This is a genomic window from Paracoccus sp. MC1862, from assembly GCF_016617715.1.
Classification (GTDB): domain Bacteria; phylum Pseudomonadota; class Alphaproteobacteria; order Rhodobacterales; family Rhodobacteraceae; genus Paracoccus.
Genome location: NZ_CP067225.1, coordinates 2,128,793 through 2,155,503 on the forward strand (window position 1 = coordinate 2,128,793; position 26,711 = coordinate 2,155,503).

Genomic DNA, 26,711 nt, shown 5'->3' on the forward strand with positions numbered 1-26,711 from the left:
GGGGAGGCCCGGAGTGGATGACCGACATCCCACAACCGACGGCTCTGCAAGAAACGGTGCCCCGTCGAGAACGCCTTCACGCCTGAAGGGCCGGAAAAGCATCGCGCTTCCCCACACACGTTGCGGGGACCTGTTCCTCTCAGCCTGTGCACTGCCGCCGTCATCTTCTGGCTTAGATGGCCGGTCCTGACCTTGGGCAACCGCGGCCACCCGCCCGCACCCTCTTGCACTTGGATCGATGCGGCAGCTACATCGGCAGCGTCTCGCCCTCGCGGCAGCCATAGCAGCACTGCCCCTTTCGTCGGATCGCCCTCCCTCGGCAAAGTCGGCATGTGCAAGCCAGACCAAGGCGCGCCTGCCGATACACCACCTTATTCCCCGTCAGTTCACGATGAACTCGGCATGCAGCGCCCCCGCGGCGTGGACCGCCTTGAGGATGTCGATCAGCTCGCGCGGGCGGACCCCCAGCGCGTTCAGCCCTGCCACCACGTCGGACAGCGAGGATTCGCCGCTGACCTCTGCGAAGCCGATCCCCGGCTCTTGCGTGATCTCGGCATCGGTGCGGGGCACGACCACGGTTTCGCCCGGCGAGAAGGGATTGGGCTGCGACACCATCGGCGTCTCGCGGACCCGCAGGGTCAGGTTGCCCTGCGAGACGGCGACGCGCGAGATGCGCACCTCCTCGCCCATTACGATCGTGCCCGAGCGGTGATCGACGACCACGCGAGCGCGGCTTTCCGGCTCGACCAGCAGGTTCTCGATCCGCCCGACCAGTCGTGCGGGGTTCACCGTGCCGAGACCGGCGGAATCGATCGAGATCGTCGTCGCGTCCAGAAGCGTCGCCACGCCGCCGCCGAGGTCGTCGTTGATCGCCTTCTCGATCCGCGCGGCGGTGGTGAAATCGGCGGACCGCAGGGCCAGGCGGAAGCTGGTCATCCGGGTGAAGTCGAAATCGACCTCACGCTCGACCCGCGCGCCCGAGGGGATGTGGCCGGAAGTCGGCACCCCCTGGACGACCGAGGCCCCATCTCCTTCCGCCGAGACCCCGCCTGCGATGATCGAGCCCTGCGCCACCGCATAGACCTCGCCGTCCGCCGCGTTCAGCGGTGTCATGATCAGCGTGCCGCCCAGCAGGCTTTTCGCATCGCCAATGGCGGACACGGTCACGTCGATCTGGCCGCCCGCCCGCGCAAAGGGCGGCAGCGTTCCCGTCACCATCACGGCGGCGACGTTCTTGGGCCGGAAGCTCTCGCCGGTCACATTGACGCCGAGGCGTTCCAGCAGGCTGCCCAGCATCTCCTCGGTATAAGGCGTGTTCCGCAAGCTGTCGCCGGTGCCGTTCAGGCCGATGACGAGGCCGTAGCCCAGCAGGTCGTTGCCCCGGACGCCATCCACCGTCGCAAGATCCTTGATGCGGACCGGCGCCCCCCAGGCCAGCGCCGGCAGCAGGACAAGTAGCGCGATGAGCCGCGTGAGATACGCCATCAGAGGTAATCCGTCAGGGAAAGGCGCGACAGCCGCGAGGTCAGCGCATAAAGATTCTGCAGGCCCGTTTCGGCTTGGTTCAGGGCGGTCGCCGTTTCATAGGGGTCGGCCGAAAGCATGTCGGATCGGGCGAGTGAAAGCGCCGTCGTTTCAGCCGCGCTTCGGGCTGCGGCGCGTTCCAGCGCCGCCTCCTGGAAGCCCAGATCCGCCCGCTGCAAGGTCAGGGCGGTTGTTGCAGCGGCAACCCTTCTGCCGGCTTCGTCGAGCAGCCCAGCGCTCTGCGCGCCCGACAGGCCGAGATCGGTTGCAAGCGCCCCCAGCGCCAGACCTTTCAGAAGATCTCGGAAGGCAGGGTCAAGCGCGTTGTGTTCAAGACGGATCGTTTCGCCCGGCGCGACCGGAACCTCGCGCGCCTTGGTGTTGCCATGGAAATGCGCGTCGGCGAAGCCTCCGGCGCCGGGGGGCGCGGCGAACCAGGTGTCCAGCGCCGCGGCGATTTGGGCGGGATCGGTCAGGCCCGCAACCTGCGCCCTGGCACCGGCGAGCATGTCGGCCGGGCCGGACAGCGGCGGCGTGTCGACCGCCGTTCCCGACAGGACATGCCGCCCCGCCACCGAGACGTTCAGCAGCCGCGCAGCCGAATGGAAATCCTGTCGCGCTTCCATGACCCTTATCCCCAGGCTCGTGGCGTCCGCCATGTTGCCCGCTGGCAGAAGACCCGCGCCCAGCTTCTGCATCGCCTCCATCGCGCCTTGCAGCCCGTCCATCTCGGATCGCGCCAAGGCAGCCGCCTGTTCATGCGCCTGCAGCGACAACAGCCGGTCCTGAAGCTGCGCGAGCGGACCCATCTGCCCGTTCAGCGCCGCGGGGACGTCCGACCTGAGGCCCGTCGCCGCCTCTTGGGTCAGTGTCAGCAGGCGCGACCTGAGGTGCGCGTTCGCCTGCCTCAGCAGCACAGAACGCGAAAGGTCGCCGACCGAAGTGAAACCCGTCATGTCAGCCTCAGTATCGTCTGGATCATGTCATCCACTGTCTGCAGAACCTTGGCGTTCGACGCATAGGCCCGTTCAAGCGCAAGCAGCGTCTCCATCTCGCGGTCGCTGTCCACGCCGTCCTGCCGCAGCATGGTGTCGTAGGTCGAGGACTGCGCCGTTGCGGTTGTCACGTCGCGTTCCGCCGAAAGCCGGCCGGAGGCGGCCAGCGAGGTCAGTTCGGCCGCGAGGCTCGCCGCGCTGCGCGGCACCGCACCGATGCCCGGCGCGGCACGCAGCCCGCCCAGCGCTTCCTGCATCCGCATCAGCAGGTCCGCATTTCCGACCGGCCCTGGCGCCGCCGCCGCCATTCCGTCCCGTAGTCGCCAGACGGCCCCGCCTGCTGCCGGATCAACCGCCGCGCTGACGACAATCCGCTGCGCCAGACCCGGCGCGCCGGAGAAGGCATCAGTGAACAGCCCCGACGCGATTGCCCCCGCCGTCGGATTGGGGGTGACGGCGGCGAAGCGGTCGTGCAGGTCGGCGGCGGCGGCATCCAGCCGCGCCTGCGCCAGGGGGCTGTCCAGATCGCGGATCTGGAAGTTCGCCGCCAGCCTGCCGCCGGCGAAGCGGCCCATCTGCCCAGGGGGAACAGGCTCACCGTTCAGCCTCAGCAGGCCCAGCGCCGGTGAACCCGCGCTCATGTCGGCCGTCACCAGTCCGACGGCCGTGAATTCAAGGCTGGCGGGCGTGAAGCCGTCCAGAAGCACGCCCCCTTCCGCCGTGAACAACGCCACCCGCCCGCCCTCGCGCGGCAGTTCCTTGAGCGGGACGACCAGCGACAGCCCGTCGATGATCCGCTGGCGTTCGTCCTGAAGGGCGTTCGAATCCTTGCCGCCGGCCATCTGGACGGTGATCTGCCGGTTCAGCTCGGCCATCCGCTTCAGCCCCGAGTTCAGCGCCTCGACATCCGCCCCGATGGCGCGGTCCGCGGCGCTGCGGGCGTCCTGCACATGGGCGCCCAGCGTGTTATAGGCGCGGGCGAGATCACGCGCGGCCGAGACAGCCTGCGAAAGCCCGGCTTCGCTTTCGGGGCGGGCCGCCGCCGCAACCAGCGCGCCGTCCAGTTGCGACAGCAGCGTGGTCAGCGATCCCGCCTCGCCCGGCACCCCGATCGCGTCCGAGACCGATTTGTGGAATCCCGCCAGCGTTTCCGCACGCGCCGTTTCGGCCCCGGCAAGGCGGGCCTGCGCAAGAACCGCGCCCTGAACCATACGCACGGCGCCATCGACATGCACGCCTCCGCCCCCGGAAACCAGCGGCCGCGCCGCCATCTGCAACTCGCGCCGGGCATAGCCGGGGGTGGCGGCATTGGCGAGGTTCGAGGCCACGACCTCGGTCCCGCGCGAGGCGGCCACCAGGCCCGAGACCGCATTCGTCAGGGCATTCGACAGGCTCATGTCCGGCTATCCCGCAGCGGCTCAGCGCTTGATGTTGGTGGTTTCCTGCAGCATTTCGTCCACGGTCTGGATGACCTTGGCGTTCGAGGAATAGGCGCGCTGCGTCTGGATCAGGTCGGTCAGTTCGGCCGCGACATCGGTGGTCGAGGCTTCGCGGGCATAGCCCTCGACCGCCCCGGTCGGCCCGTCGCCCGCGTCCCACAGGTAGAATGAACCCGAGGTCGGCGAAACCTGGTAGGTCTGGTTGTTCAGCGCGATCAGCCCGTTCGGGTTCGGCACATCGACCAGCGGGACCTGGTAGATCGTGCGGATGAAGCCGGTGTCATAGGCCGCCCGCAGCATCCCGTGCTCGTCGATCTCGACAGTCGTCAGGTGCCCGGCGGGAGAGCCGTTCTTGGTGATGTTCGTGGGTGCAAAGGCGCTGTCGAGCTGCATCAGCCCACCCACATCCCCGGGCCGGCCGATGTTCATCGTCACCGGCCCGCCCAGCACCGTCAGCGACAGCGCGCCAGTCGCGGGATCATAGGCGCCCCCCGAAAGCGTCGTCACAGATTGCAGCGTCCCGCCGCCGGAATGGCTGCCGTCGAAGGCCAGCTCATAGCTGCCGAGGACGCTGGCGGCGGGGCCGTTGCCGTCGCGAATCTCCATCTTCCAGGCGTTGCTGGCGGCGGGACCGGTCGGGATCGCTGGCGTGAAGGTGATGAACATGTTCTCGGACCGGCCGAGGGGGCCGTAATATTCGACCGCCGTCGTCTCCGGCACGCCCGCCGCGCCAGGACGGGTCGCGTTCGCCGGCAGGTTGATGCCCAGGGTGACACGCGTGGTGGGGTCGGCCGAGGTCTGGTTCTGGGTCAGCACCACCGGCTGCAGCCCGCCCACTGAGTCGCGCGGATGGACCGGGATCGAGCCATCGAGATTCGCAGGCCAGCCCATCAGCACCATCCCCGAATCGGTCCTGAGGACACCTTCGGCATCGGGGCGGAACGAACCCGTCGAGGTCATCATCATCTGCCGGTCCCCCATGCCGCTGCCAAGCAGCACCGAGGGCATCACCGGCAGCATCCCCCGCCCCGACGTGGCGATGTCGAGGGGGTGCGACGATGCCACCAGCGATCCTTTTTCGTCGATCAGACGCGAGGTAGTGGCCCGCACGCCGCCTGCCGAATAAAGCCCGGCCCCACGCGCCTGGTTGATCACCATGCTTTCAAAGTCGGTGTCCACGCGCTTGTATCCGAACGTCCCGGAGTTCGCGATGTTGTCCGAGATCCCGGCAAGCCGCGTCGCATTTGCAGCCAGTCCGGCAACCCCGGCATTGAGGGACGAGGAAATCGACATTCGGATCACCCTGTTTGAGTCGTCATTCGCTGCATGATTTCCGCGATGGCTTAATTTCCCGCTAACGCCACCACCCTTGCAGACCTCATCTGAGTAAAATCACCTCGATCCGGTTATTGGCCAGGTCCATCGCGTTCGCGTTCCTCGGCCGCTTGTCGCCATATGCGGTGACGCGCTGGATGCGGGACTGGTCCAGCCGCCCCTGCACCAGCAGTTCCCGCACGGCATGGGCGCGCTGGTCGGACAGCGGCCAGACCGGATTCTCGATCAGCATCTCGGGGAAGCCCCGCACATGGCCCGCGATCGCGACCTGGTTCCTGACCCGTCCCAGAACGGTGGCGAGGATCGCGGTCAGGTCGCGCAGCACCGGCATGGGCTGCGGACTGTCGCCCTCGAACAGGGGCGCGCGGGCGACATCGCCAAGTTCGATCACCAGCCCTTCATCCGTCATCCGGGTCACCACATGACGCAGCAGGTTCACCCGTTGCATCGATTCCGCCCCGCTGCCGGTCAGCGCATCCTGCAGGGCGCGCTGGATCTCCTGCAACTGCTGGTCGCCAGAGACGCTTTCGGCCGAATGGTCCGCCGGAGGCTCGACCGACTTTCCCCCGTCGATTCCCGTGGCGCCGCCCGAGGTCGAGTTCACGATCGTCGGGTCGAAATATTCGGCCAGCCCCTGGCGCTGCTTTTCGGTGGTGGCGTTCAGCAGCCACATCAGCAGGAAGAAGGCCATCATCGCGGTCACGAAATCCGCATAGGCGACCTTCCACGCGCCGCCGTGGTGGCCGGCCTCGGCCCCACCCTGAACCCGCCTGATGATGATCGGCGGGGCGTTCCTGTCTGACGGCATCGGCTACCCTCAACTGCACGAGGGCGGGTCTAGCAGACCAAATCCTGCGGGGGCGTTAACGGATCAAATGCCGCGCATTTCCTCGGTCATCATCACCGCCGCCTTTTCCGCGATCATGATCGTCGGCGCATTGGTGTTGCCGGATGTGATGGCAGGCATGACCGAGGCGTCCACGACACGCAGCCCCTCGACGCCCCGCACCCGCAGGCGCGGGTCCACGACCGCGCCTTCGTCCGCGCCCATCCGGGCGGTGCCCACGGGATGGAAGATGGTCGAGCCCACCAGCCCGGCGGCATGGGCCAACTCCTCGTCGCTCTCATAGGAGAGCCCCGGCTTGAACTCCTCGGGTCGGTATTTCGTCAGCGGAGCCTGCGTCATGATGCGGCGGGTCAGCCGGATCGCGCGGGCCGCGGTCAGCCGGTCGCCGGGCGTGGACAGGTAATGCGGCGCGATCACCGGCGCACGCATGGGGTCGGGCGAGGCGATCCGCACATGGCCCCGGCTTTCGGGCCGCAGGTGGCAGACGCTGGCCGTGATCGCCGCGAAGTCGTGCAGCGGCTGGCCAAAGGCTTCCAGGCTCAGCGGCTGGACGTGCCATTCCAGATCCGGCGTCGCCACGTCGGGCGAGGACCGGGCAAAGGCGCCAAGCTGGCTGGGCGCCATGCTCATCGGGCCGGTGCGACGAAAGGCGTATTCGGCCCCGATCATCCCCTTGCCCCACCAGCGGCGGGCAAGCTGGTTCAGCGTCCGCGCCTCGGACACCTTCCAGCTGCAGCGCAGCTGCAGGTGGTCCTGCAGGTTCTCGCCCACGGGGGCCTCGCGCAGCACGGGGATGCCCATCTCCTGCAGCAGCGCGCCGGGACCGATGCCGGAAAGCTGCAGGATCTGGGGCGTGTTGATGGCACCCGCGCTCAACACGATCTGGCCGCCGCGCAGGATTTCCGCGCGGCCGTCAGCATAAAGCTCCAGCCCGACGGCACGGTGGCCCTCGAAGACGACGCGGCGGACGTGCCGGCCGGTCAGGACCGTCAGGTTCGGCCGCCGCATTGCCGGACGCAGGAAGGCGCGGGCGGTCGAAACGCGGAAGCCTGCCTTCTGGCTGACCTTGAAATAGCCCACGCCCTCGTTGTTGCCCGTATTGAAGTCCTCCGTCGCCGGGATGCCGACCTCGTTCGCAGCCTTGGCCCAGTCGTCGAGGATGTCCCAGCGCAACCGCTGCCGCTCGATCCGCCACGGCCCGCCCGCGCCGTGATGTTCCGATGCACCGGCGAAATAATCCTCGGACTTGAGGAACAGGGGCTGGACATCGTCCCAGCCCCAGCCGGTGCAGCCCATCTGCCGCCAGCCGTCATAATCCGCCGCCTGCCCCCGCAGATACAGCATCCCGTTGATCGAACTGCAGCCGCCAAGCACCCGGCCCCGGGGATAAAGCAACTGCCGCCCGTGCAGTCCCGGATCGGGGGCGGTGTGATACATCCAGTCGGTGCGCGGGTTGCCGATGCAGTAAAGATAACCGATCGGGATGTGGATCCAGGGATAGCGATCACTGTCGCCCGCCTCGATCAGCAGGACGCGCAGGCGCGGGTCCTCGGACAGCCTTGCGGCCAGAACACAGCCGGCGCTGCCTGCGCCTGCGATGACGACATCGTGCATCCTGACACCCCTCCCTTGTGGCGAGCGATGCTAGCAGCGCCGCAGGCCGGGGCAAGCACAGGCAGACGCAGCGGCGCGCTTGCGCGACGGCGCGACGGGCTTATCTTGGCCCCATGATCGAGGCGGGGCAATATGACATGCGGACTGGCGCGGGGCTGATCGCCTGTCCGCGCTGCGACGCGCTGCATGTCGAGACCGAGCTGCATGACGGCGAGAAGGCCGCCTGCATCCGCTGCGGCCACGTCTTGGCCCGCCCGCGCGAGGGCGCCTTCACCCAGATCGTGGCGCTGTCCTTCACCTCGCTGGTGCTGATGGTCGCGGCAGTGTTCTTTCCGTTCCTGCAAATCTCGCGCATGGGACTGGGAAATGCGACCTCGCTCTTCGGGGTGGCGATGGCCTTCTCGGACGGCTGGCTGATGCCGCTGACGGTGGCGGTGCTGGCCTTCATCGTGGGCCTGCCGACATTGCGGGCGGTGCTGCTGGTCTATGTGCTGCTGCCGCTGCGCGGCCAGGGCCGGCCCGCACGCCATGCGGGCGCGGCCTTCCGCCTGTCGGAACTGCTGCGGCCGTGGTCGATGGCCGAGATCTTCGTGATCGGCACCTCGGTCGCGCTGGTCAAGGTGGGAGGACTGGCGACGATCAGCTTCGGCCCTGCCTTCTGGGCCTTCTGCGCGCTGATCGTGGTCGGCGCAGCCAGCGACGTCTTCACCTGCGCGGCGACGATCTGGGACACGCTTGAAGACCGCGGCGCCTTCACCGACGGACGCGAGGTCGTGCCCGACGCCGAGGCCGCCGCCCGCGACCGCCGCATGGCCGAAGGCCCGCAGCCTGCCCCGGATACCGCCGGATGAGCCGCCATGACGGGCCGTCCCACCACGCCCCGATCCTAACCGCGCACCGCGCCGGGCTTGTCGGCTGCCGCGGTTGCGGCCGGGTCTGGCCGGAAGCAACGTCTGTCTGCGGGCGCTGCGGCGCGCGGCTGGTCCTGCCCGACCGCGGCAGCCTGCAGGCCGTCTGGGCCTGGTGGCTGGCCGGGCTGATCTTCTACATCCCCGCGAACCTGTGGCCGATCATGAGCACGCAGACCTTCCTGGGGCTTGGGGGAAACACCGAATCCACCATCCTCGGTGGCGTGGTCTCGCTGATGCATTACGGCAGCTACGGTGTCGCCGCGATCGTCTTCGTGGCCTCGATCGTGGTGCCGATCGGCAAGTTCATCGTGATCGCCTGGCTTGCCCGCGTCGCGGGCAAGCCCGCCACCGTCGAGGCCGCCCACACCCGCCTGCGCGCGCTGGAGGCGGTGGAATTCATCGGCCGCTGGTCGATGATCGACGTCTTTGTGGTGGCGATCCTGTCGGCGCTGGTGCAACTGGGGTTTGTGGCCTCGATCCACCCCGGCCCGGCCGCCGCCAGCTTTGCGCTGTCGGTGGCCTTTACCATGCTTTCGGCGCTCAGCTTCGACCCGCGGTTGATCTGGCGCGGGTTGCCGCTTCGCAGTCGCAAGGACAAGACCGCCGAATGACCGACATGCCTCCGCAGGACGACACAACCCGCACGGATGCGGCCAGCGCGCCGCTGCGCCCGGCCAGCCCCGTGCGCCGCACCGCCGCCCGCGCGGCCCGCGCAAGCGTTTCAGTCATCTGGGCCGTGCCGATCATCGCGCTTCTGGTCACGATGGCGCTGGCCTGGAACGCCTACACCGGGCGTGGGACCGAGATCTCGGTCGCCTTCAACGACGCCACCGGCATCACGCCGGGCGAAACCGAGCTGCGCTTCCGCGAGATTCCCGTGGGCCGGGTCGAGGCCGTGCGCTTCACTCCCGACCTGCAACGGGTGATCGTGGACATCCGCGTGGACAAGGACATTGCCCAGTTCATCGACGACGAGGCCGAGTTCTGGATCGTCCGCCCCCAGGTTTCCGCGCAGGGCATCTCGCGCCTCGACACCGTGCTGACCGGCGCCTTCATCGAGGGCTGGTGGGACAATGAGCCGGGCACGGCCGAACTCGGCGTTCACGAGGGGCTGGAACGCGCGCCCCTGACCCGCAGCAACGAACGGGGCACCTGGGTGCAGCTTGCCGCCAGCGACGCCTCGGGGATGAGCGAGGGCTCCCCGATCTTCTATCGCGGCCTCGCGGTCGGGCAGATGCAGAACCTGCGCCTGTCGGAAGACGAGGAATCCGTGGTGGCCGACGTCTTCATCGAGGCGCCACATGACCAGCAACTGACCACGACAACGGTGTTCTGGGACACCTCGGGCTTTTCGGTGTCGCTCGGGGCGCAGGGCATATCGCTGAACGTCAGCTCGCTGTCCTCGCTGCTGCAGGGCGGGGCCGAGTTCGCGACCCTGTCCTCGGGCGGGCAACCGGTGCAGGCGGGCCATGTGTTCCAGTTGCAGCCCGACCGGCAGACGGCCGGCAACAGCCTGTTCGCCGCCTCGCCGCAGGACGAACTGCGGCTGACCATGCTGATGACGGACGCGGTGCGGGGGCTGACCGAAGGCGCGGACGTCCAGTTCCAGGGCCTGACCGTCGGACGGGTCACGGGCCTTTCGGTGCGCGTGACCGAGGGACCCGATGGCCAGCTGGGACAGGTGCTGCAAGACATCACGCTGGCGGTCTCTCCGCAGCGCATGGGCCTGCCGGACGATGCGGGACCCGAGGACGCGCTGGCCTTCCTGGCCGGCGGCGTCGAACAGGGCCTGCGCGCCCGCGTGACCGGCGCGGGATTCCTCGGCACCTCGCTGATGGTGGAACTGGTGGACCTGCCCGACGTGCCCGCCGCGCGGATCGTTACGAATGCCGAGCCTTATCCCATCATCCCCTCGGCGCCCCCGGACCTGTCGGACATCTCGACCACGGCGCAGGGCTTCATGGCCCGCATCGGCAACCTCAGGCTTGAGGAACTGCTGAAATCCGCCACCGACATGATGAACAGCGTCACCGCCATCACAAGCTCGCAGGACACCCGCGCGATCCCGGAATCGCTGCGCCGCACCATCGACGAGGCGAATGTCACGATGACCGAGATCCGCAGCGCCACGCAGGAACTGCGCGCCTCGGGCGTGGTGGAAAACGTGGCCGGCGCCACCGCCACGGCCAACGAGATCGCAGGCAAGTTGAACGGCGTGGCCGACCGCCTGCCGCAGATCGCCGAGAACGTGGAAACCGCCACGGATTCGATCCGCGAGGTCGATTTCGCCAGCCTGGGCGCCTCGATCCAGTCGGCGGTTGATGACATCCGCGGCGTGCTGGGGACCGATGCCGCGCGCAGCCTGCCCGGACGGCTGGGCGATGCCGTGGACCAGTTGGGTTCCGCCGCGGGCGACATCGGGGCGATTGCCGCCGACATGCGCGAGGGCCGGATCGCGGAACGCGTGGCCAGCTTCATGGACGAGGCCAGCGCCGCCGCCGCCGCCGTCACCGAGGCTGCCGCCGACGTGCCGGAAATGGTGGCCGAGATGGAGGAAGCCGCCATCGCCGTCGAGGAGTTCGACTTCGCCGGCATCAGCGCCTCGGCCACTGGCCTGATCGAGGACCTGCGCGCAATGCTGGGCAGCGAGGATGCCGAACAACTGCCGCGCAACCTGTCGGACACGCTGCAGGCGGCCTCGGCGCTGATGAACGAATTGCGCGAAGGCGGCGCCGCCGGCAACCTGAACGCGGCGCTGCAATCGGCGCGGCGGGCGGCCGACCAGATCGCGCAGGCGGCCAGCACCCTGCCCGGCCTGTCGCTGCGCTTCCAGCAGCTTGCCGCGCGGGCCGAGGCGGTGATCGCCGCCTATGGCGACCGGGGCGCCTTCAACACCGAAACCGTCAACACCTTGCGCAGCCTGCGCCGGGCGGCCGAATCCTTCGGCAGCCTCGCTTCCTCCATCGAGCGCAACCCGCGCGCCTTTATCCTGGGACGATAAGACCATGCGCCTTGCAATCTCGCTTCTGGCCCTTGCGGCGCTGGCCGGCTGCTCGAACCCCGAAAAGACGGCGCGCTTCCTGATCGACCCGCCGACCCCGGCCATGCGGGTGGCCAACAATCTCGGGACCGCCGAGCTGGCCGACGTGTCGCTGCCGGAATATGCCGGGAACGGCGAGATCGCCTGGCAGACCGCCGACGGCGCGGTGCGGTCGAATCCGCGCAACCTGTGGGCCGATGTGCCGGAACGCGCCTTCACCCTGACGCTCGCCCGCGCGATCTCGGACATGTCGGGGGCGACGGTGATCGCCGAGCCCTGGCCGCTGGCCGAGCCACCGCGGCGGAGGCTTTTGGTGCGGGTGGAAAAGGCGTTGGCGCAGCGCGAGGGGGTCTACCGGCTGAGCGGGCGCTATTACGTCTCGCAGGACAGCGCGGGCGGGACCAACCATGCCCGCAACTTCGACATCGCCGTTCCGATCCCCGGGGCGCAACCCGCCAGCGGAAGAAATCCCCCCGCCGCGCCCGGCGCCATCGCCGCCGCCCAGAACGCGGCCATCGCCCAGCTTGCGGCGCAGATCGCGACGCTGGGCGGGCCGGGGGCGACAGTCCGCACCAGCGTGCCGCGCACGGACCCGATCTTCACGCTGGACCCGCTGCCGCCGCTGGAGCCCCTGCCGGACCTTGAGCCGCTGGGCTGAGGCCTACTCGCCGGGCTGGAACGCGCCGAAGCGGCCCGCCGCGAAGACCAGCGGATGGTCGTCCGGCCCGCCGACCGTGACCTCGGCCACCCGGCCCAGCAGCAGGCTGTGGTCGCCGCCGTCATGGACCGCATGGGCGTGGCAGTCGAAACGGGCCGCCACGCCGGGGATCAGGGGCGTGCCCAGCGCGGTTTTGCCAAGCTCCAGCCCCTCGAACTGCGGACCGCCACGGGTGAAGCGCAGGCAGATGTCCAGTTGCTCGGCCCCCAGCACATGGATCGACCAGGCCGAGGTATCCGCAAAGATCGCGTGGCGCGAGGAAGACCGCGCCGGGCACCACAGCACAAGCGGCGGGTCCAGCGAGACGCTGGTGAAGCTGTTGACCGTCATCCCCACCGGTCCCTGCGGCCCCGTGGTCGTCACCACCGTAACGCCGGTAGCGAAACGGCCCAATGCCTCGCGAAAGACGCGACCCGGTTCGTTGTCGGGCTGAAAGCTGATCGCATCGGCCAGGCGGTCGAGCGTCTCGGGGGGCAGTCGGATCATCCTGCGGCCTTTCCGGTTCCAAGCCCCGCGAGTTCCGGCGGCTCAACGTCCAGCGCCGCGATCAGTTCGCGGTGCAACGCAGGGGCTGCGACGATCAGCCCGTCCCCCAGTGGCGGCATCCGGTTGAAGCGCAGGGGATGCCCGCGCCGGTCGGTCACGCCGCAGCCCGCCCGCTCGGCGATCAGGCTTGCCGCCGCGATGTCCCATTCCCAGACCGGGCGCATCGACAGCGTCGCGTCGAACCGCCCCTCGGCCACAAGGCACAGCCGCCATGCCAGCGACGGCCGGAAGCTGCGCCTGAACGGGGGCACCCGCCCGCCGCGCCAGAACATCGGGTCCAGCGCCGCCTTGGTGGTCAGCACCTCCGCGCCCTCCAGCCGCGCGGCGCGCGGGCGGATCGGCTGGCCGTTGCGGGTGGCGGGACCATTCGCCGCGGCCGCATAGGTCACGCCGCGGGCAGGCTGGTGGACGACGCCGGCGATGGGCTGTCCATCCTCGACCACGGCCACCGCTACGGCAAAGCCGTCCTCGCCGGCGATAAAGGCGCGGGTGCCGTCGATGGGATCGACGACAAAGACGCGGGCGGCATCCGCGCGGCGCGGGTCCTCGGGGCTTTCCTCGCTGAGCCAGCCATAATCGGGACGGGCGGCGCGTAGCACCTGCTCAAGCGCGGCGTTCACGGCCAGGTCGGCCTCGGTCACGGGACCGGCACCTGCGTCCTTTTCCCAATGGCGATACTCGCCGCGCCAATGGGCCAAGGCGATCTGCCCGGCGTCCTCGGCTGCCCGGGTGATCAGGTCGAGGTCAGCTTCCGGCAACGGTCATCCCTTCGACCAGAAGGCTTGGGACCCGCAGGCTGCGCCAGTCGGGCAGGTCATCGGCGGCGGTGATCCGCATCAGCATCTCGCGCAGGTTCCCGGCGATGGTGCATTCGTTCACGGGATAGGCAATCTGCCCGTTCTCCACCCAGAAGCCCGCCGCGCCGCGCGAGTAATCCCCCGTCGTCGCGTTGATCGAGGCCCCCAGCATCGAGGTCACGACCAGCCCCTGCCCCATGCCGCGGATCAGGTCCTCGGGGCTGGCCTTTCCCGCCGTCAGCGCGACATTGGTGATCCCCGGCGAGGGCGGCGAGGAGGTGCCGCGCATGGCGTTCCCGGTCGAGGCCATCCCCAGCTTGCGGGCGGTCGCCAGATCCAGCGTCCAGCCCTGCAGCACCCCATCCGCCACGATCATGCGCGGGGCGGTCGCCAGCCCCTCGGCATCGAAGGGGCGCGAGGCCGGATGACGCGGCTGGCGCGGGTTCTCGGACAGGTCGAAGCCCGGCGGCAGCACCGGCTGGCCCATGTCGCCCCGCAGCCAGCTCGACCCCCGCGCCACCACGCTGCCGTTCACCGCCGACAGCAGGTGCGAGAGCAGCGACCCCGCCACACGCTCGTCGTAAAGGATCGGGAAGGCGCCGGTCGGGGGCTTCCTCGCGCCCTTGCGCGCCACGGTGCGCGCGCCCGCAAGGCGGCCGATCTCCTCGGGGGAGGGCAGGTCCTCGGCCCAGACGCGGGCCTCGCCCGCCCAGTCGCGTTCCATCCCCAGACCCTCGCCGGTGATGGCGACGGCGGAAAGGCCGTGGCTGCTGCGGTCGTAGCCGCCTGAAAAGCCGTTGGTGCCCGCCAGCCACATCCGCCGGTGCATGGCCGAGGCGCCGGCCGATTCCACCATGCTGATGCCCTCGACCGCCCGCGCCGCCGCCTCGGCCCTGAGCGCCATGTCCAGCAGCGCGGGCGGTTCCGGCGCAGGCGCGCCGTCGTCCAGTTCCAGCGCCGCCGCGTCGCGGTCGCGCGCAAGCTGGGCGGGGTCGGCAAGCCCCACGTTGTCATCCACCGGGGCCTCGCGGGCCATCGCCACGGCGCGCTCGGCCATCTCGCGGATGGTGCGGTCGGACCGTTCGCTGGCCGAGACGCAGGCCTGCCGGCCGCCGACGATCACCCGCAGCCCGATCTCGACGCCCTCGGCGCGCCCGGCCTGTTCCAGCGCCCCGCCCCGGACCTCGACCGACAGCGACTCGCCCGAGACGGCCAGGGCGTCGGCCTCGGTCGCGCCGGCCGCGCGGGCGGCTGACAGCAGCGCCCCGGTCAGCCGGGCGAGGTCATGGGGGTCGGATCGGGTCATGGACATGCCTTCCCTTGGATGCGCGAAGGGGCCGGACGGCGCCGGCCCCCGCGATATGGCGTCGATGCCCGGTGTTACTTCACCTGCTGGCCATTGGCAAAGATCTGGCCGCCTTCGCGGAACTCGAAATCCGCCACCATGGCGTCGCCGCCTTCGGGCGCGGGGCGGGCGAACAGCGCCAGCATCAGGCGGTAGCCCGCGACTTCCTCCTGCGCGATGACGCCCAGTTGCACCAGCCGGTCGATCAGGCCGTCGATGCCTTCAAGGCGCGCATTCACCGCGCCCACCGGCTGGTCCGGGTCGCCGCCTTCCGGCACCGCCAACTCGCCCGAGGCGTCGATGCTGGCGCCCAGCGCGTCGATGGCGAACTGGTTAATGGTGACCTGCACCGGCTCGAAGGGGCTGGGCGCCTCCTCCTCGGCAGGATCGGGCAGCGCGGCGCTGCCGTCGGCCTGCATCTCGTCGGTGCCGGGCGGGGTCGGCCCGTCCGCGGCCATCAGCGCCGGGTCGAACAGGTCCATGGCCACGCGCACCAACCCGGTCAGGTCGATGTCGATGCTGGCCGGGTCGCGCGGCAGGGTGCGGGCGCTGTCGAACAGGTCCCAGACGCTGTCGGCCAGCGTCAGCCCGGCGACGGAATATGCGAATTTGAAGGGCGCGGGCTCGTCGGCTTTCAGCACGGGGAACTGCACGTCGAAGGTGCCTTCCTCGATGGCATAGCTGATCGGCGCGGGCAGGTCGCTGACGGTCAGCTCGGTCCGGGTCGAATCGAGCGCGCCCTGGTATTTCAGCCCGTCCGGTCCCAGCGCCAGCGTCACCTCGAACCCCTGCAGGGCCGAGTTGGCGCGGACGGTGTCCTCCTGCCCTTCCTCGTCCTTCCCGGCGAAGTCCAGGTCCAGGCTGCCCGGTCCGGCCGAGATCGTCGCGCTCACGTCCATGCCCGCCCGCAAGGCGGCCGCCATGTCCTCGGAGGCATCCGCCCCCTTGGGAATGGTGCCCGTGCTGGAACCCTGCAGCCCCGTCAGAGAGCTTGTCACGTTGACCCGGCCCGGCGACTCCGCATCCTCGGGGTCGGCATAGGCGGCGGCGAACTCGACCCGCTCGGCGGCCATGGTCGCGTCGAAGCGCATGAGGTCGGCATCCACGATCTGCTGGCGGCTGGTGGCGTTCAGCAGCTTCAGCGTGACCGGCACCTGGCGCGTCTCTTCCCCGGTCTGCACCGTATCCAGCGCCAGCGTCAGTTCGCCCGAGCGGGTGTCATGGGTCATGTCGGCGGCGGTGCCGCCCGAGACGATCTCGGTGTCCCGCGCGGTCAGGGATCCGTTCAGCGTCACCTGTTCTCCGTCCGAATTGCGGAAGCTTGCGGTCGCGGGCGTGGTTTCCGCCAGCGTGGTCCGCACCCGGCCGTCGCCGGTGCCGGTCAGGGTGATCTCGGGGGTGCGGAACTCGACCCGCGTCTCGTCCTCGGGCACCTCGTAGCCGATCACCACGTCGCGCAGGGTAAGGGTCTCGCCCGCCTCGTCCCGCGCGCCCTCGGTGACGGTGTAGCCGTTGGCCTTGTAGTATTCGACCCAGTTCTGCCAGACTTCCGCAGGGGTGACATCGGCCATCGCGGGGGCCGCCCAGGCCAGCACGGCCAGTACAGAGGTGGTCGTTCGCAAGAACATAAAGCGATTCCTTCAAGAAACGTCGGCGGCGTGGTTGGTCGCGGCAGGGCGAATCTCGCATATCCGGGCGCCGCATCAAAGGAGGCAGTGGGTTTGATCGAAACGAATTGCACGCGGGACGGGTTCTTCACGATCCTGTTGAACCGGCCCGACAAGGCCAATGCCCTGACCGAGGGCATGATCCAGGCGCTGATCGCCGCCCTGCGTGACGCCTCGGCCCAGGGCGCCCGCGCCATCGTGTTGACGGGGCAAGGCCGCGTCTTCTCGGCCGGAGCCGACCTTGAAGCCGCGCGGGCGGGGCTTGCAACCTCGCCGCTGTGGGAGGAACTGTCGGCCGCTATCGCCGAGGCCCCTGCGCTGACAATTGCCGCGCTGAACGGAACGGCGGCCGGGGGCGCGCTGGGGATGGTGCTGGCCTGCGATCTGCGGATCGCGGTGCCCGAGGCGCGCATCTTCTACCCGGTGATGAAGCTGGGCTTTCTGCCGCAGCCCTCGGACCCCGCCCGGTTGGCGGCGCTGGCGGGGCCGTCGCGGGCGGCGATGATCCTGATGGCAGGGCAGCGGATCGAGGCGGAAACGGCGCTGGGCTGGGGCCTGCTGGACCGGATCGTGCCGGGGAACGCGCTGATGGAGACGGCGGAGGAACTGGCCGCCGACGCGCTGGGCGCGACGCAGGATCACGTGGCGGGCATCAAGCGGCTGATCCGGGGCGGCTGAGGCTCAGGGATGCGTCGGCGGGTTGGCGCGGGTCACGATGAAGACCGCGACCGCCGCCAGAACCGCTACCTGCACGGCCCAGAAGGGATGGGGCAGGATGAACCAGCTTATGCACAGCCCGATCGCCATGCTGACGCAGACGATCACCTTGACGCGGGGGTCGATGGCCCGGTGTTCCTGCCAGTCCCGGATCTGCGGGCCGAAGACCCGATGCGTCATCAGCATGTGGTGGAACCGCGGCGACGAGCGGTTGAAGGCGAAGGCCGCCACGATCAGGAAGGGCACGGTGGGCACGATCGGCAGCACCGTCCCGGCGAAGGCCAGGACGACAGCCAGGATCCCGATGATCCACCAGAGAAGGCGCATCAGTAGCGGTAATGCTCGGACTTGAAGGGGCCGTCAGCCGGCACGCCGATATAATCGGCCTGATCGCGCGACAGTTCCGTCAGCCTGACGCCGATCCGGCCCAGGTGCAGCCGCGCGACCTTTTCATCCAGCGCCTTGGGCAGGATGTAGACGCCGGGCTGATACTCGTCGCCCTTGGTCCACAGTTCGATCTGCGCCAGCACCTGGTTGGTGAAGCTGGCCGACATGACGAAGGACGGATGCCCGGTGGCGTTGCCGAGGTTCAGCAGGCGCCCCTGCGACAGCAGGATGATCCGATTGCCCGAGGGCATCTCGATCATGTCTACTTGGTCCTTGATGTTGGTCCAGCGGTGGTTGCGCAGGGCGGCGACCTGGATCTCGTTGTCGAAGTGGCCGATGTTGCCGACGATGGCCATGTCCTTCATCTCGCGCATGTGCTCGATGCGGATCACGTCCTTGTTGCCGGTGGCTGTCACGAAGATGTCGGCGGTAGATACAACATCTTCCAGCACAACGACCTCATAGCCGTCCATCGCCGCCTGCAGGGCGCAGATCGGGTCCACTTCCGTGACCTTCACCCGCGCGCCCGCGCCGCTGAGGGATGCGGCCGAGCCCTTGCCCACGTCGCCATAGCCGCAGACGACGGCGACCTTGCCCGCCATCATCACGTCGGTCGCGCGGCGGATACCGTCCACCAGCGATTCCTTGCAGCCATACTTGTTGTCGAACTTGGACTTGGTGACGCTGTCGTTCACGTTGATCGCCGGGAACGGCAGGCGGCCCTGCTTGTGCAGGTCGTAAAGGCGGTGGACGCCGGTGGTGGTTTCCTCGGAAACCCCGCGGATCGCCTCGCGTTGGCGGGCGAACCAGCCGGGGGTCTGGTCGATCCGCTTGCGGATCTGGGCGAACAGCGCCTCTTCCTCTTCGGACTGGGGGGCGGCGATCAGGTCAATCTCTCCGGCCTCGACGCGTGCGCCGAGCAGGATATACATCGTGGCGTCGCCGCCATCGTCGAGGATCATGTTCGCGCCGTCGCGGAACTGGAAGATGCGGTCGGTGTAGGTCCAGTATTCCTCCAGCGTCTCGCCCTTGACGGCGAAGACCGGGACACCTGTGGCCGCAATGGCGGCGGCGGCATGGTCCTGGGTCGAATAGATGTTGCAGGACGCCCAGCGCACCTCGGCCCCCAGCGCCACCAGCGTCTCGATCAGGACGGCCGTCTGCACCGTCATGTGCAGCGAGCCCGCAATGCGTGCGCCCGCTAGGGGCTTCGCCGCGCCGAATTCGGCGCGCAGCGCCATCAGGCCCGGCATCTCGGTCTGGGCGATGTCCAGTTCCTTGCGGCCGAACTCGGCAAGGCTGATGTCGCGCACAAGATAGTCTTGAGGGGCTACCTGATTCATCGAAGGCCTCATGGGGAATGGAACAAGGCCGGCCCTTGTCACAGACCGCCCCGAAAGGCAACGCGGCTTCGACGCTGACGCGGTGTTCCCGATATCAGATCAGGCCCACCTTGGCATAGAAGGCCCCCGGATCGACGCCGTCCTGATAGCCGATCCCCGAAGCGATCACGCAGTTGGTATTGTCGGCGCGTTCCAGCAGAACCGTCCACGTCCCCATCAGGTCCGAACCCCAAAGCTGGGTGCCGTCGGCCCGGCGGGCGATCAGGTTCTCCTCGAACTCGGCCTTCAGTGCGCCGCTGATGACCGGGGCTGCATCGCACCAGGGCAAGTTGCCGCTGGCCTCGGCCTCGACTGGCAGGCTGCGGGCAAGCTCGACCACCTCGGGGCCAGACAGGCCGGCAACGGCGGTCCAGCCCCTCACGGGCGCACTCAGGGCCGGCGACGGCAGGATGGCGGATTGCGCGGCGGAAACCGGGATGGTGGCAATGGCGGCGGCAAGGGCAATATGGCGAAAGCGCATGGGACACGCCTTTCTTGATGTTCAGGGCAGTTCATCTGCGTCGTGATAAAACGGCCACGGTCGGGACCAAGTTCCAAGATGGCATGAAAAAGTCGCTTGACAAGGCTGTGAGGGCCTGCAGGGCAGCCTGATATTGCTGGACAAATCATTTGGGAAAAAACCGCTGCGATCGTCTGGAAGGGTGGAAATCAGGCCCGGTCCCTGCAACACTCGACTCAAAATAATAACGTCGGGCGGCGGACAGGCAGATGACGAACTGGTGGATGATGACTGTCGCGGCCACTGCGGCAGGATGCGTGCTGGCCGGCACGGCGGCAGCGCAGACCGGCAGCGGATCGGCCGCGTCCTCGCCATTCTCAGGGCTGTTCTCGCGCGGCGATCCGGTGGCCAACGCGCCGGTGGACCTGCAATTCCGCGTCACCACCGGCGACGAGGATCTGGAACGGCAGTTGCGGAACACCTCGCGCATCACCGGGGCGCTGGTCGAGGGACGCTATACCGCGCAGGACGTGCTGGCGGCGGCGCGGGCGGATTATTCCCGTCTGCTGGGGCTGCTCTACGACGAGGGTTATTACGACGCGATGATCGACATCCGGCTGGACGGGGTCGAGGCCGCAGGCATCGCGCCGCTGGACGCGCCGCAGATTGTCCGGCAGGTCGTCGTGACCGTCGATCCGGGGCAGGCCTTCCGCTATGCACGCGCCGACATCGCGCCCGTGGCACAAGGGACCGAACTGCCCGAGGACTACCGGGTCGGAGAGATTGCCCGCACCTCGGACATGCGCACGGCCGCCCGCGCCGGGGTCACGGGCTGGCGCGACCAGGGCCATGCCAAGGCCGATGTCGCCGCGACCCAGATCATCGCCGACCATGAAATCCACCGCGTGGACAGCCGCATCGCCCTGACGCCCGGCCCGCTGGTCCGCTTTGGCCAGTTGCGCGCCACCGGCAACGAACGGCTCAGCACCCGGCGGCTTTACAAGATCGCGGGCTTCCCGGAAGGCGACCGCTTCGACCCCGAGACGCTGGAGGAGGTCCGCCGCCGCCTGCGACGCACCGGCGTCTTTTCCTCGATCAACCTGGAAGAAGCCGAGGCGCTGAACCCCGACAACAGCATGGACGTGAACCTGACCGTGCTGGAACAGCGCCCCCGCCGCATCGGCACGGGATTCGAGATCAGCAGCCACGACGGCGCGCTGGTCTCGGGCTACTGGATGCACCGCAACCTGCTGGGGGGTGCGGAACGGCTGCGGGTGGATGCCGAGGCGAAGGACCTCGGATCGGGCACCTCGGGGCGCGACTACAAGCTGGGGGTGCGGATCGACCGGCCCGCCACCATCGCCCCCGACATCACCGCATCCGTCGAGACGCGGGCCGAACGGCTGCGCGAGGAGGATTACGACCTCGACCTCGGCGTTTTCGGCTTCGGCCTGACCTGGCTTCCAAGCGAGCGGCTGACCGGCCAGACGACGCTGGAATACCGCCGCTCGCGCGTGACCGACGACACTGGCACCACGGATTTCGAGGTCTTGGCGCTGCCGACCTCGGTCACCTGGGATCGCCGGGACGAGCCGACGAACGCCCGCCGCGGCACCTGGCTGACCGGCACCGCGACCCCCTTCACCGGGTTGAACGACGAGGCCGGATCGGGCCTGCGCTTTGTCGGCGAGGGCCGCGCCTATCGCAGCTTCGGCACGGACGACCGCTTCACGCTGGCGGGCCGGGCACGGGCGGGGTCGATCTGGGGGCCGGAGATCGAGGAAACCCCGCGCGACTACCTGTTCTATTCGGGCGGCGGCGGCTCGGTCCGTGGCCAGCCGTATGAATCGCTGGGCGTGCGGGTGATCGAGGGACCGGAGGGGACAACGGTCAAGACCGGCGGCATGAGCGTGGCGAACCTGACCGCCGAGGCGCGGGTGCAGGTCCGCCCGCGCATCGGCGTCGTCGCCTTTGCCGACGCGGGCCGGGTCTGGGCCGACAGCACCTTCGACGGCGAAACCGACTGGCACGGGGGCGCGGGGCTGGGGGTGCGCTATGACACGCCTATCGGGCCGCTCAGGCTGGACGTGGCAGGCCCGGTAGGCGGCGACACTGGCGACGGCGTGCAACTTTACCTTGGACTCGGGCAGGCGTTCTGATGAAAAAGCTTCTTGCCGCCGTGGCATTCGCACTGCTGCTGCCCTTGTCGCCGGTGGCCGCACAGGACCCTCCTGCGCCCGCCCCGGCCGAGACCGGCGACATCGCCACTGACGCCGCCGCGATTTCCGCCGAGGTCGAGGATGACCGTGGCTTCATCACCCGCTTCCTGGAACGCAACCTTTCGGATGCCGGCCGGCAGGTCGAGATCCGGGGCTTTCAGGGCGCGCTCTCCTCGCGCGCGACCTTCGAGGAACTGACCATCGCTGATGATGAGGGCGTCTGGATCACCATCCGCAACGGCGCGATCCAGTGGAACCGTTCCGCGCTGTTCGCCCGCCGCATCGACATCCAGGAGCTTTCGGCCGGGGAAATCATCATCCCTCGCCTGCCCGGTGGCGGCGAGTCCGGCCCCACGGCCGAGGCGAGGGAATTCGCCCTGCCCACCCTGCCCGTCGGCATCAACATCGCCCGCCTCAGCGCCGCCCGGGTGGCGCTGGGCGAGCCGATCATCGGCGAGGCGGCGGTGGTCTCCGTGGATGGCTCGATGAACCTCGCGGGCGGCGAGGGCGCGGCGCAGCTTACGATCAACCGGGTGGACGGCAAGCGCGGCGTCTTTGCCGTGGACGCATCCTATTCCAACGAAACCACGGTCCTGCGGCTTGACCTGAGGCTTGACGAGGACGCGGGCGGGCTGTTCGCCAATCTCGTCGAACTTCACGACCGCCCGGCCGTGCAGGCCGAGATCCGGGGCGAAGGCCCCTTGCGCGACTTTTCCGCGGGCCTTCGGCTGGCGACGGACGGGCAGGACCGGGTGACCGGCCGCGCCTCGGCCCACGCCGAGCCGGGACAGGACGGCACCCCCGGCACCGCCTTCCGGCTGGAACTCAGCGGCGACGTGGCAAGCCTGCTGCCGCCCGAGAACCGCGCCTTCTTCGGCGCGCAGTCGCAGCTTCTGGCCGAAGGCTGGCGGGGCGAGAACGGCCGCCTGTCGATCCCGGCGCTGCTGATCGACACCGAATCGCTGAACCTCACCGGCTCGGTCACGACGAACGACCAGGGCGCGCCGCAGTCGGTGGTGCTGCTGATGACGCTGGGCGAGGATGCGGGCGCCACCACCCTGCCCGCCCGCCTGCCCCTGCGGGGCGAACCCATCGACGTGCAGTCGGGCAACCTGCAGATCAGCTATGACGCCGCGCAAAGCGACGCCTGGACCCTGAACGGCCGCATCCGCGACGTGACGCGCGGCGCCAACCGCATCGGCGCGCTGACGCTGAACGGCGGCGGCTCGGTCGTCATGGAAAACGGCGGGCTTGAGGCGGTGCTTGGCCGGATCGGCTTCGGGGCCGAGGGCCTTGCGCTGTCGGACGCGGGCGTGCAGGCCGCGCTGGGCAGCAGCATCTCGGGCGAGACCGGCTTCGACTTCACCCCCGGCAACGCGCTGGAGCTTGCGGGCTTCAGCCTGTCGGGCCGCGACTATGGGCTGGGCGGCGAAATCCTGATCGACGGTCTGCAGTCGGGGATCACCGTCTCGGGCACGCTGGACGCGGCCTACGAGGACGCCTCGCATCTGTCGGCGCTGGCCGGGCGCCCGCTGTCAGGGCAGGTCTCGGCCGAGGTCAGCGGGCTTTACACCTTGCTGACCCGCGGTTTTGACGCGGAAATCACGCTGAACGGCATGGATGTGACAGTCGATCAGGAACAGCTTGATCGACTGCTTGCAGGCGATATCAGCATCACCGCCAGCGCCCGCCGGGACGAGACCGGCATCGAGATCCGCGATTTCAGCGTCGATTCCCAACGGCTGACGGGCCAGGCTATGGGCCTCATAAGCTCGACCGCGACCGACCTGCGGGCGACGCTGCGGCTGGCCAGCCTGACCGACGCCGATCCTGCGATGGCGGGCGGGCTGGAGGCCGAGGCAACCGTGACCGGCGCGCCCGGCGCCCGGCGCGTCAGCGTCTCGGGGATGGCGACCGACCTGGTGCTTGGCATCAGCGAACTGGACGCCGCCTTGCAGGGACAGACCGAACTGACCGCGGTCGCGCAGGAACGCGACGGCAGCTTCGTCATCGACAGCTTCCGGCTGGCGAACCCGCAGATCGTGGTGGAAGGCGCCGGCAGCTTCGGCGAGGTGCTGGACGCCGCGCTGGAAGTCGAGGTTCCCTCGCTGACCGCGCTGCGCCCCGAGATGTCGGGCGCGGTGCAGGCCACGGGCCGCGTCAGCACCCGCGACGGTGCCCGGGCAATCGAGATCACGGGCACCGGCGAGGACCTGCGGCTGGGCCAGCAGGACGTGGACGGCGCCCTGACCGGCACGACCGAGTTCCGTCTGTCCGCCGAACAGCGCGAAGGGGCCATCACCATCAACGACCTGCGGCTGGAGAACCGGCAGATGCAGGCGCAGGTCGCAGGGACGCTGGGCCAGAATGTCACCGACCTGAGCGGCAGCGCCGAGATCCGCTCGCTCGCCGCTTTCGGGCGGGGATGGCAGGGCGCGCTGCGCGTAAACGGCAGCCTGCAGGACGACGGCAGCGGGGTGCGGCGGCTGGCGGTGGACGGCACCGGGCAGGATCTGTCGCTTGGCCAGCGCAATGTCGACGGGGTGCTGGCCGGGGAAACCCGGCTGACGGTGCGCGGCACGCAGGCGGGCCAGGTCTTCACCATCGAGCAGGCGCTGGTGGACAACCCCAGCGCCCGCGCGGACATCTCTGGCACCATCGGCAATGGCAGCACGGATGTCAGCGGCGAGGTGGACCTGCGCGACCTGTCGGCGCTGGGCATGGGCTGGCGCGGTTCGTTCGAGGCTCAGGGCCGCTTTGCCGAGGATGGCACCGGCGTGCGGCGGCTGGTGGTGGACGGGGTGGCGAACAACCTGTCGCTGGGGCAGGCGCAGGCGGATGCCGCGCTTGCGGGCGAGACGCGACTGATCCTGCGGGGCGCCGAGCGCGACGGTGTGCTGACGATCGAGCAGGCGGTGGTGGACAACGCCCGGCTGAACGCCACGGCGCAGGGCACCCTGGGCGGCGGGCAGACCGACGTGACGGCGCAGTTGCGGGCCGACAGCCTCGGCTTTCTTGGCGGCGGCATGGGCGGGGCGCTGAACGCCACCGCCCGGCTGACCGATGCGCAGGGCGGCCGCCGGGTCACGGCCGAGGGCAGCGCGACCGGCCTCCGGGTCGGGAACGAACAGGCGGACCGGCTGCTTGCGGGGACGACGCAGTTCGACGTAGCGGCGCTTCTGCCGGCGCGCGGCCCGGTCGGAATCGAGCGGCTGAACGCCCGGAACGGACAGGTCAGCATCAGCGCGGAAGGCTCGCCCGCCGCGCTGGACGTTGATGCGGCGCTGTCGAACCTGGCGCTGCTGGTGCCGGGGCTGACGGGCCCGGCGACGGTTTCGGGCAGCGTGGGGCAGACCGGGACCGGCTATGTGCTGGACCTGGCGGCCACCGCGCCGGGCGGCACCCGCGCCACCATCGCCGGCAGCGCGGCGGCGGATTTCTCGACCGCCGACATCCGCGTGGCGGGCATCAGCGACGCGGCGCTGGCCAACCCCATGCTGCGGACCCGGTCCATCGCGGGGCAGGTCGATTTCGACCTGCGCCTGCAGGGAGCGCCCGCGCTGGAGAACGTGACCGGCCGGATCAGCCTGCCCGGCGCCCGGCTGTCGGACCCGAACATCGGCCTGTCGGTCGAGAACCTGACCGCCACGGCCGACCTGAACGGCGGCCTCATCACCATCGACGCGACCGGGGCCATCGCCGAAGGCGGAACGCTGACGGTCACGGGGCCGGTCGACCTGCGGGGCGGCACCACGCTGGACCTGCAGGCGACCCTGAACCAGGTGGTGCTGCGCGACCCCAATCTTTACGAAACCGTGGCAAGCGGCACCGTCTCGATTTCCGGCAACGCGGCGGACGGGCCGCTGGTCGCGGGCACCATCACCCTGGGCACGGTCGAGTTCCGCATCCCCAACACCGGGCTGGGCGGCCGGGCGATCCCCGACATCATCCACCTGAACGACCGCCCGCCGGTGCGCGCCACCCGCGCCAAGGCAGGGCTGCTGCCCTTTCCCAGCGCCGACAGCCGCATCGCCGGCATGGTCGCGCCCCCCGCCACGCCCCCCGCGAATCCCGCGCGGCTGGACGTGACGATCAACGCGCCCAACCAAGTCTTCGTGCGCGGCCGCGGCGTCGATGCGGAACTGGGCGGCCAGATCCGCCTGACCGGCACCGCCCGCAACGTCATCCCCATCGGCCAGCTTGAACTGATCCGGGGCCGGGTGGATCTGCTGGGACGCCGCTTCGACATGACCGAGGGGCTGATCGAGATGCAGGGCAGCCTCGTGCCGGTGCTGCGGCTGGTGGCCGAAACCCAGCAGGACGGGATCACCACCCGCATCATCATCGACGGCGACCTGCGCGACCCCGAGATCACCTTCCAGTCGGACCCCGAACTGCCCGAGGAGGAGGTTCTGTCGCAATTGCTGTTCGGCCGCGGGATCGAGACGATCTCGCCCCTGCAGGCGGCGCAGCTTGCCAATGCCGTGGCGGTGCTGGCGGGCCGGGGGGGCGAGGGTCTGGTCGGCAACCTGCGCAACGCCGCGGGTCTGGACGACCTGGACCTGGCCACGGATGACGAGGGCAACATCTCGGTCCGGGCGGGGCGCTACCTGTCACGAAATCTTTACAGCGATGTTTCAGTCGATGCCGACGGAAGGTCCCGCATCAACCTGAATCTCGACGTGAATGAGGCGATCACCGCGCGCGGATCGGTCGCAAGTGACGGGGAAAGCACACTGGGGGTCTTCTTCGAACGCGACTACTAGGC

At 69.3% G+C, this 26,711-nt stretch carries 20 protein-coding genes; 7 read left to right on the forward strand and 13 right to left on the reverse strand.

Annotation, left to right across the window (positions count from 1 at the left end; translation table 11 throughout):
• Positions 1-381: 381 nt before the first annotated feature.
• The 6 genes from JGR78_RS10525 to JGR78_RS10550 form a co-directional block, all read right to left on the reverse strand.
• Entirely contained in the window at positions 382-1,485 is a 1,104-nt protein-coding gene (locus JGR78_RS10525) for a flagellar basal body P-ring protein FlgI (RefSeq protein ID WP_182790752.1), read from the reverse strand.
• Positions 1,485-2,480 (reverse strand): flagellin, encoded by a 996-nt coding sequence (locus JGR78_RS10530; RefSeq protein ID WP_182804676.1) that lies wholly within the window; start codon positions 2,478-2,480, stop codon positions 1,485-1,487. The genes JGR78_RS10525 and JGR78_RS10530 overlap by 1 nt, the downstream gene beginning before the upstream one ends.
• Positions 2,477-3,916 (reverse strand): flagellar hook-associated protein FlgK, encoded by a 1,440-nt coding sequence (flgK, locus tag JGR78_RS10535; RefSeq protein ID WP_182804678.1) that lies wholly within the window; start codon positions 3,914-3,916, stop codon positions 2,477-2,479. The genes JGR78_RS10530 and flgK overlap by 4 nt, the downstream gene beginning before the upstream one ends.
• 21 nt (positions 3,917-3,937) lie before the next feature.
• The gene (locus tag JGR78_RS10540) at positions 3,938-5,251 is read right to left on the reverse strand and encodes a flagellar hook protein FlgE (RefSeq protein ID WP_182804680.1); all 1,314 of its coding nucleotides are present in this window, start codon (positions 5,249-5,251) and stop codon (positions 3,938-3,940) included.
• An 85-nt stretch (positions 5,252-5,336) separates the two neighbouring features.
• Complete coding sequence (locus tag JGR78_RS10545; protein ID WP_182790756.1) at positions 5,337-6,101, reverse strand: flagellar motor protein MotB; 765 nt, start codon at positions 6,099-6,101, stop codon at positions 5,337-5,339.
• 63 nt (positions 6,102-6,164) lie between these two features.
• On the reverse strand, positions 6,165-7,754 hold the full coding sequence (locus tag JGR78_RS10550) for a GMC family oxidoreductase (RefSeq protein ID WP_182790757.1): 1,590 nt from the start codon (positions 7,752-7,754) through the stop codon (positions 6,165-6,167).
• A gap of 113 nt (positions 7,755-7,867) precedes the next feature.
• On the opposite strand from JGR78_RS10550, the gene JGR78_RS10555 reads away from it, so the two are divergent.
• The 4 genes from JGR78_RS10555 to JGR78_RS10570 are packed head-to-tail and all read left to right on the forward strand — an operon-like array spanning position 7,868 to position 12,363.
• The gene (locus JGR78_RS10555) at positions 7,868-8,605 is read left to right on the forward strand and encodes a paraquat-inducible protein A (protein WP_182790758.1); all 738 of its coding nucleotides are present in this window, start codon (positions 7,868-7,870) and stop codon (positions 8,603-8,605) included.
• The gene (locus JGR78_RS10560) at positions 8,602-9,276 is read left to right on the forward strand and encodes a paraquat-inducible protein A (protein ID WP_182790759.1); all 675 of its coding nucleotides are present in this window, start codon (positions 8,602-8,604) and stop codon (positions 9,274-9,276) included. Before JGR78_RS10555 ends, JGR78_RS10560 begins: the two co-directional genes overlap by 4 nt.
• A complete protein-coding gene (locus JGR78_RS10565) occupies positions 9,273-11,666 on the forward strand; it encodes an intermembrane transport protein PqiB (RefSeq protein WP_182804682.1) in 2,394 nt (797 codons plus the stop codon). Before JGR78_RS10560 ends, JGR78_RS10565 begins: the two co-directional genes overlap by 4 nt.
• Positions 11,667-11,670: 4 nt before the next feature.
• The gene (locus tag JGR78_RS10570) at positions 11,671-12,363 is read left to right on the forward strand and encodes a membrane integrity-associated transporter subunit PqiC (RefSeq protein WP_182790761.1); all 693 of its coding nucleotides are present in this window, start codon (positions 11,671-11,673) and stop codon (positions 12,361-12,363) included.
• Positions 12,364-12,366: 3 nt separating this feature from the next.
• Here JGR78_RS10570 and JGR78_RS10575 read toward each other — a convergent pair whose 3' ends face one another.
• The 4 genes from JGR78_RS10575 to JGR78_RS10590 form a co-directional block, all read right to left on the reverse strand.
• Positions 12,367-12,909 (reverse strand): flavin reductase family protein, encoded by a 543-nt coding sequence (locus tag JGR78_RS10575; RefSeq protein ID WP_182790762.1) that lies wholly within the window; start codon positions 12,907-12,909, stop codon positions 12,367-12,369.
• Positions 12,906-13,727, reverse strand: coding sequence for a 3'(2'),5'-bisphosphate nucleotidase CysQ (locus JGR78_RS10580; RefSeq protein WP_182790763.1), 822 nt, complete (start codon positions 13,725-13,727; stop codon positions 12,906-12,908). The genes JGR78_RS10575 and JGR78_RS10580 overlap by 4 nt, the downstream gene beginning before the upstream one ends.
• Positions 13,714-15,072: a TldD/PmbA family protein gene (locus JGR78_RS10585; RefSeq protein WP_182790764.1), complete on the reverse strand. Its 1,359-nt coding sequence runs from the start codon at positions 15,070-15,072 to the stop codon at positions 13,714-13,716. The genes JGR78_RS10580 and JGR78_RS10585 overlap by 14 nt, the downstream gene beginning before the upstream one ends.
• Before the next feature lie 74 nt (positions 15,073-15,146).
• On the reverse strand, positions 15,147-16,739 hold the full coding sequence (locus JGR78_RS10590; protein ID WP_234450715.1) for a DUF2125 domain-containing protein: 1,593 nt from the start codon (positions 16,737-16,739) through the stop codon (positions 15,147-15,149).
• Between the two features lie 93 nt (positions 16,740-16,832).
• Here JGR78_RS10590 and JGR78_RS18170 point away from each other — a divergent pair, with 93 nt between their 5' ends.
• A complete protein-coding gene (locus JGR78_RS18170) occupies positions 16,833-17,456 on the forward strand; it encodes an enoyl-CoA hydratase/isomerase family protein (RefSeq protein WP_234450952.1) in 624 nt (207 codons plus the stop codon).
• A 3-nt stretch (positions 17,457-17,459) separates the two neighbouring features.
• On the opposite strand, the gene JGR78_RS10600 is transcribed toward JGR78_RS18170, so the two are convergent.
• From JGR78_RS10600 to JGR78_RS10610, 3 genes are all read right to left on the reverse strand, one after another.
• On the reverse strand, positions 17,460-17,822 hold the full coding sequence (locus tag JGR78_RS10600; protein WP_182790767.1) for a YbaN family protein: 363 nt from the start codon (positions 17,820-17,822) through the stop codon (positions 17,460-17,462).
• On the reverse strand, positions 17,822-19,225 hold the full coding sequence (gene ahcY / locus JGR78_RS10605) for an adenosylhomocysteinase (RefSeq protein WP_182790768.1): 1,404 nt from the start codon (positions 19,223-19,225) through the stop codon (positions 17,822-17,824). The genes JGR78_RS10600 and ahcY overlap by 1 nt, the downstream gene beginning before the upstream one ends.
• Positions 19,226-19,319: 94 nt before the next feature.
• Positions 19,320-19,745, reverse strand: coding sequence for a hypothetical protein (locus JGR78_RS10610; protein WP_182804684.1), 426 nt, complete (start codon positions 19,743-19,745; stop codon positions 19,320-19,322).
• A 248-nt stretch (positions 19,746-19,993) separates the two neighbouring features.
• On the opposite strand from JGR78_RS10610, the gene JGR78_RS10615 reads away from it, so the two are divergent.
• Entirely contained in the window at positions 19,994-21,883 is a 1,890-nt protein-coding gene (locus JGR78_RS10615; RefSeq protein ID WP_234450716.1) for an autotransporter assembly complex family protein, read from the forward strand.
• Positions 21,883-26,709: a translocation/assembly module TamB domain-containing protein gene (locus JGR78_RS10620; protein WP_182804686.1), complete on the forward strand. Its 4,827-nt coding sequence runs from the start codon at positions 21,883-21,885 to the stop codon at positions 26,707-26,709. Before JGR78_RS10615 ends, JGR78_RS10620 begins: the two co-directional genes overlap by 1 nt.
• Positions 26,710-26,711: the final 2 nt, after the last annotated feature.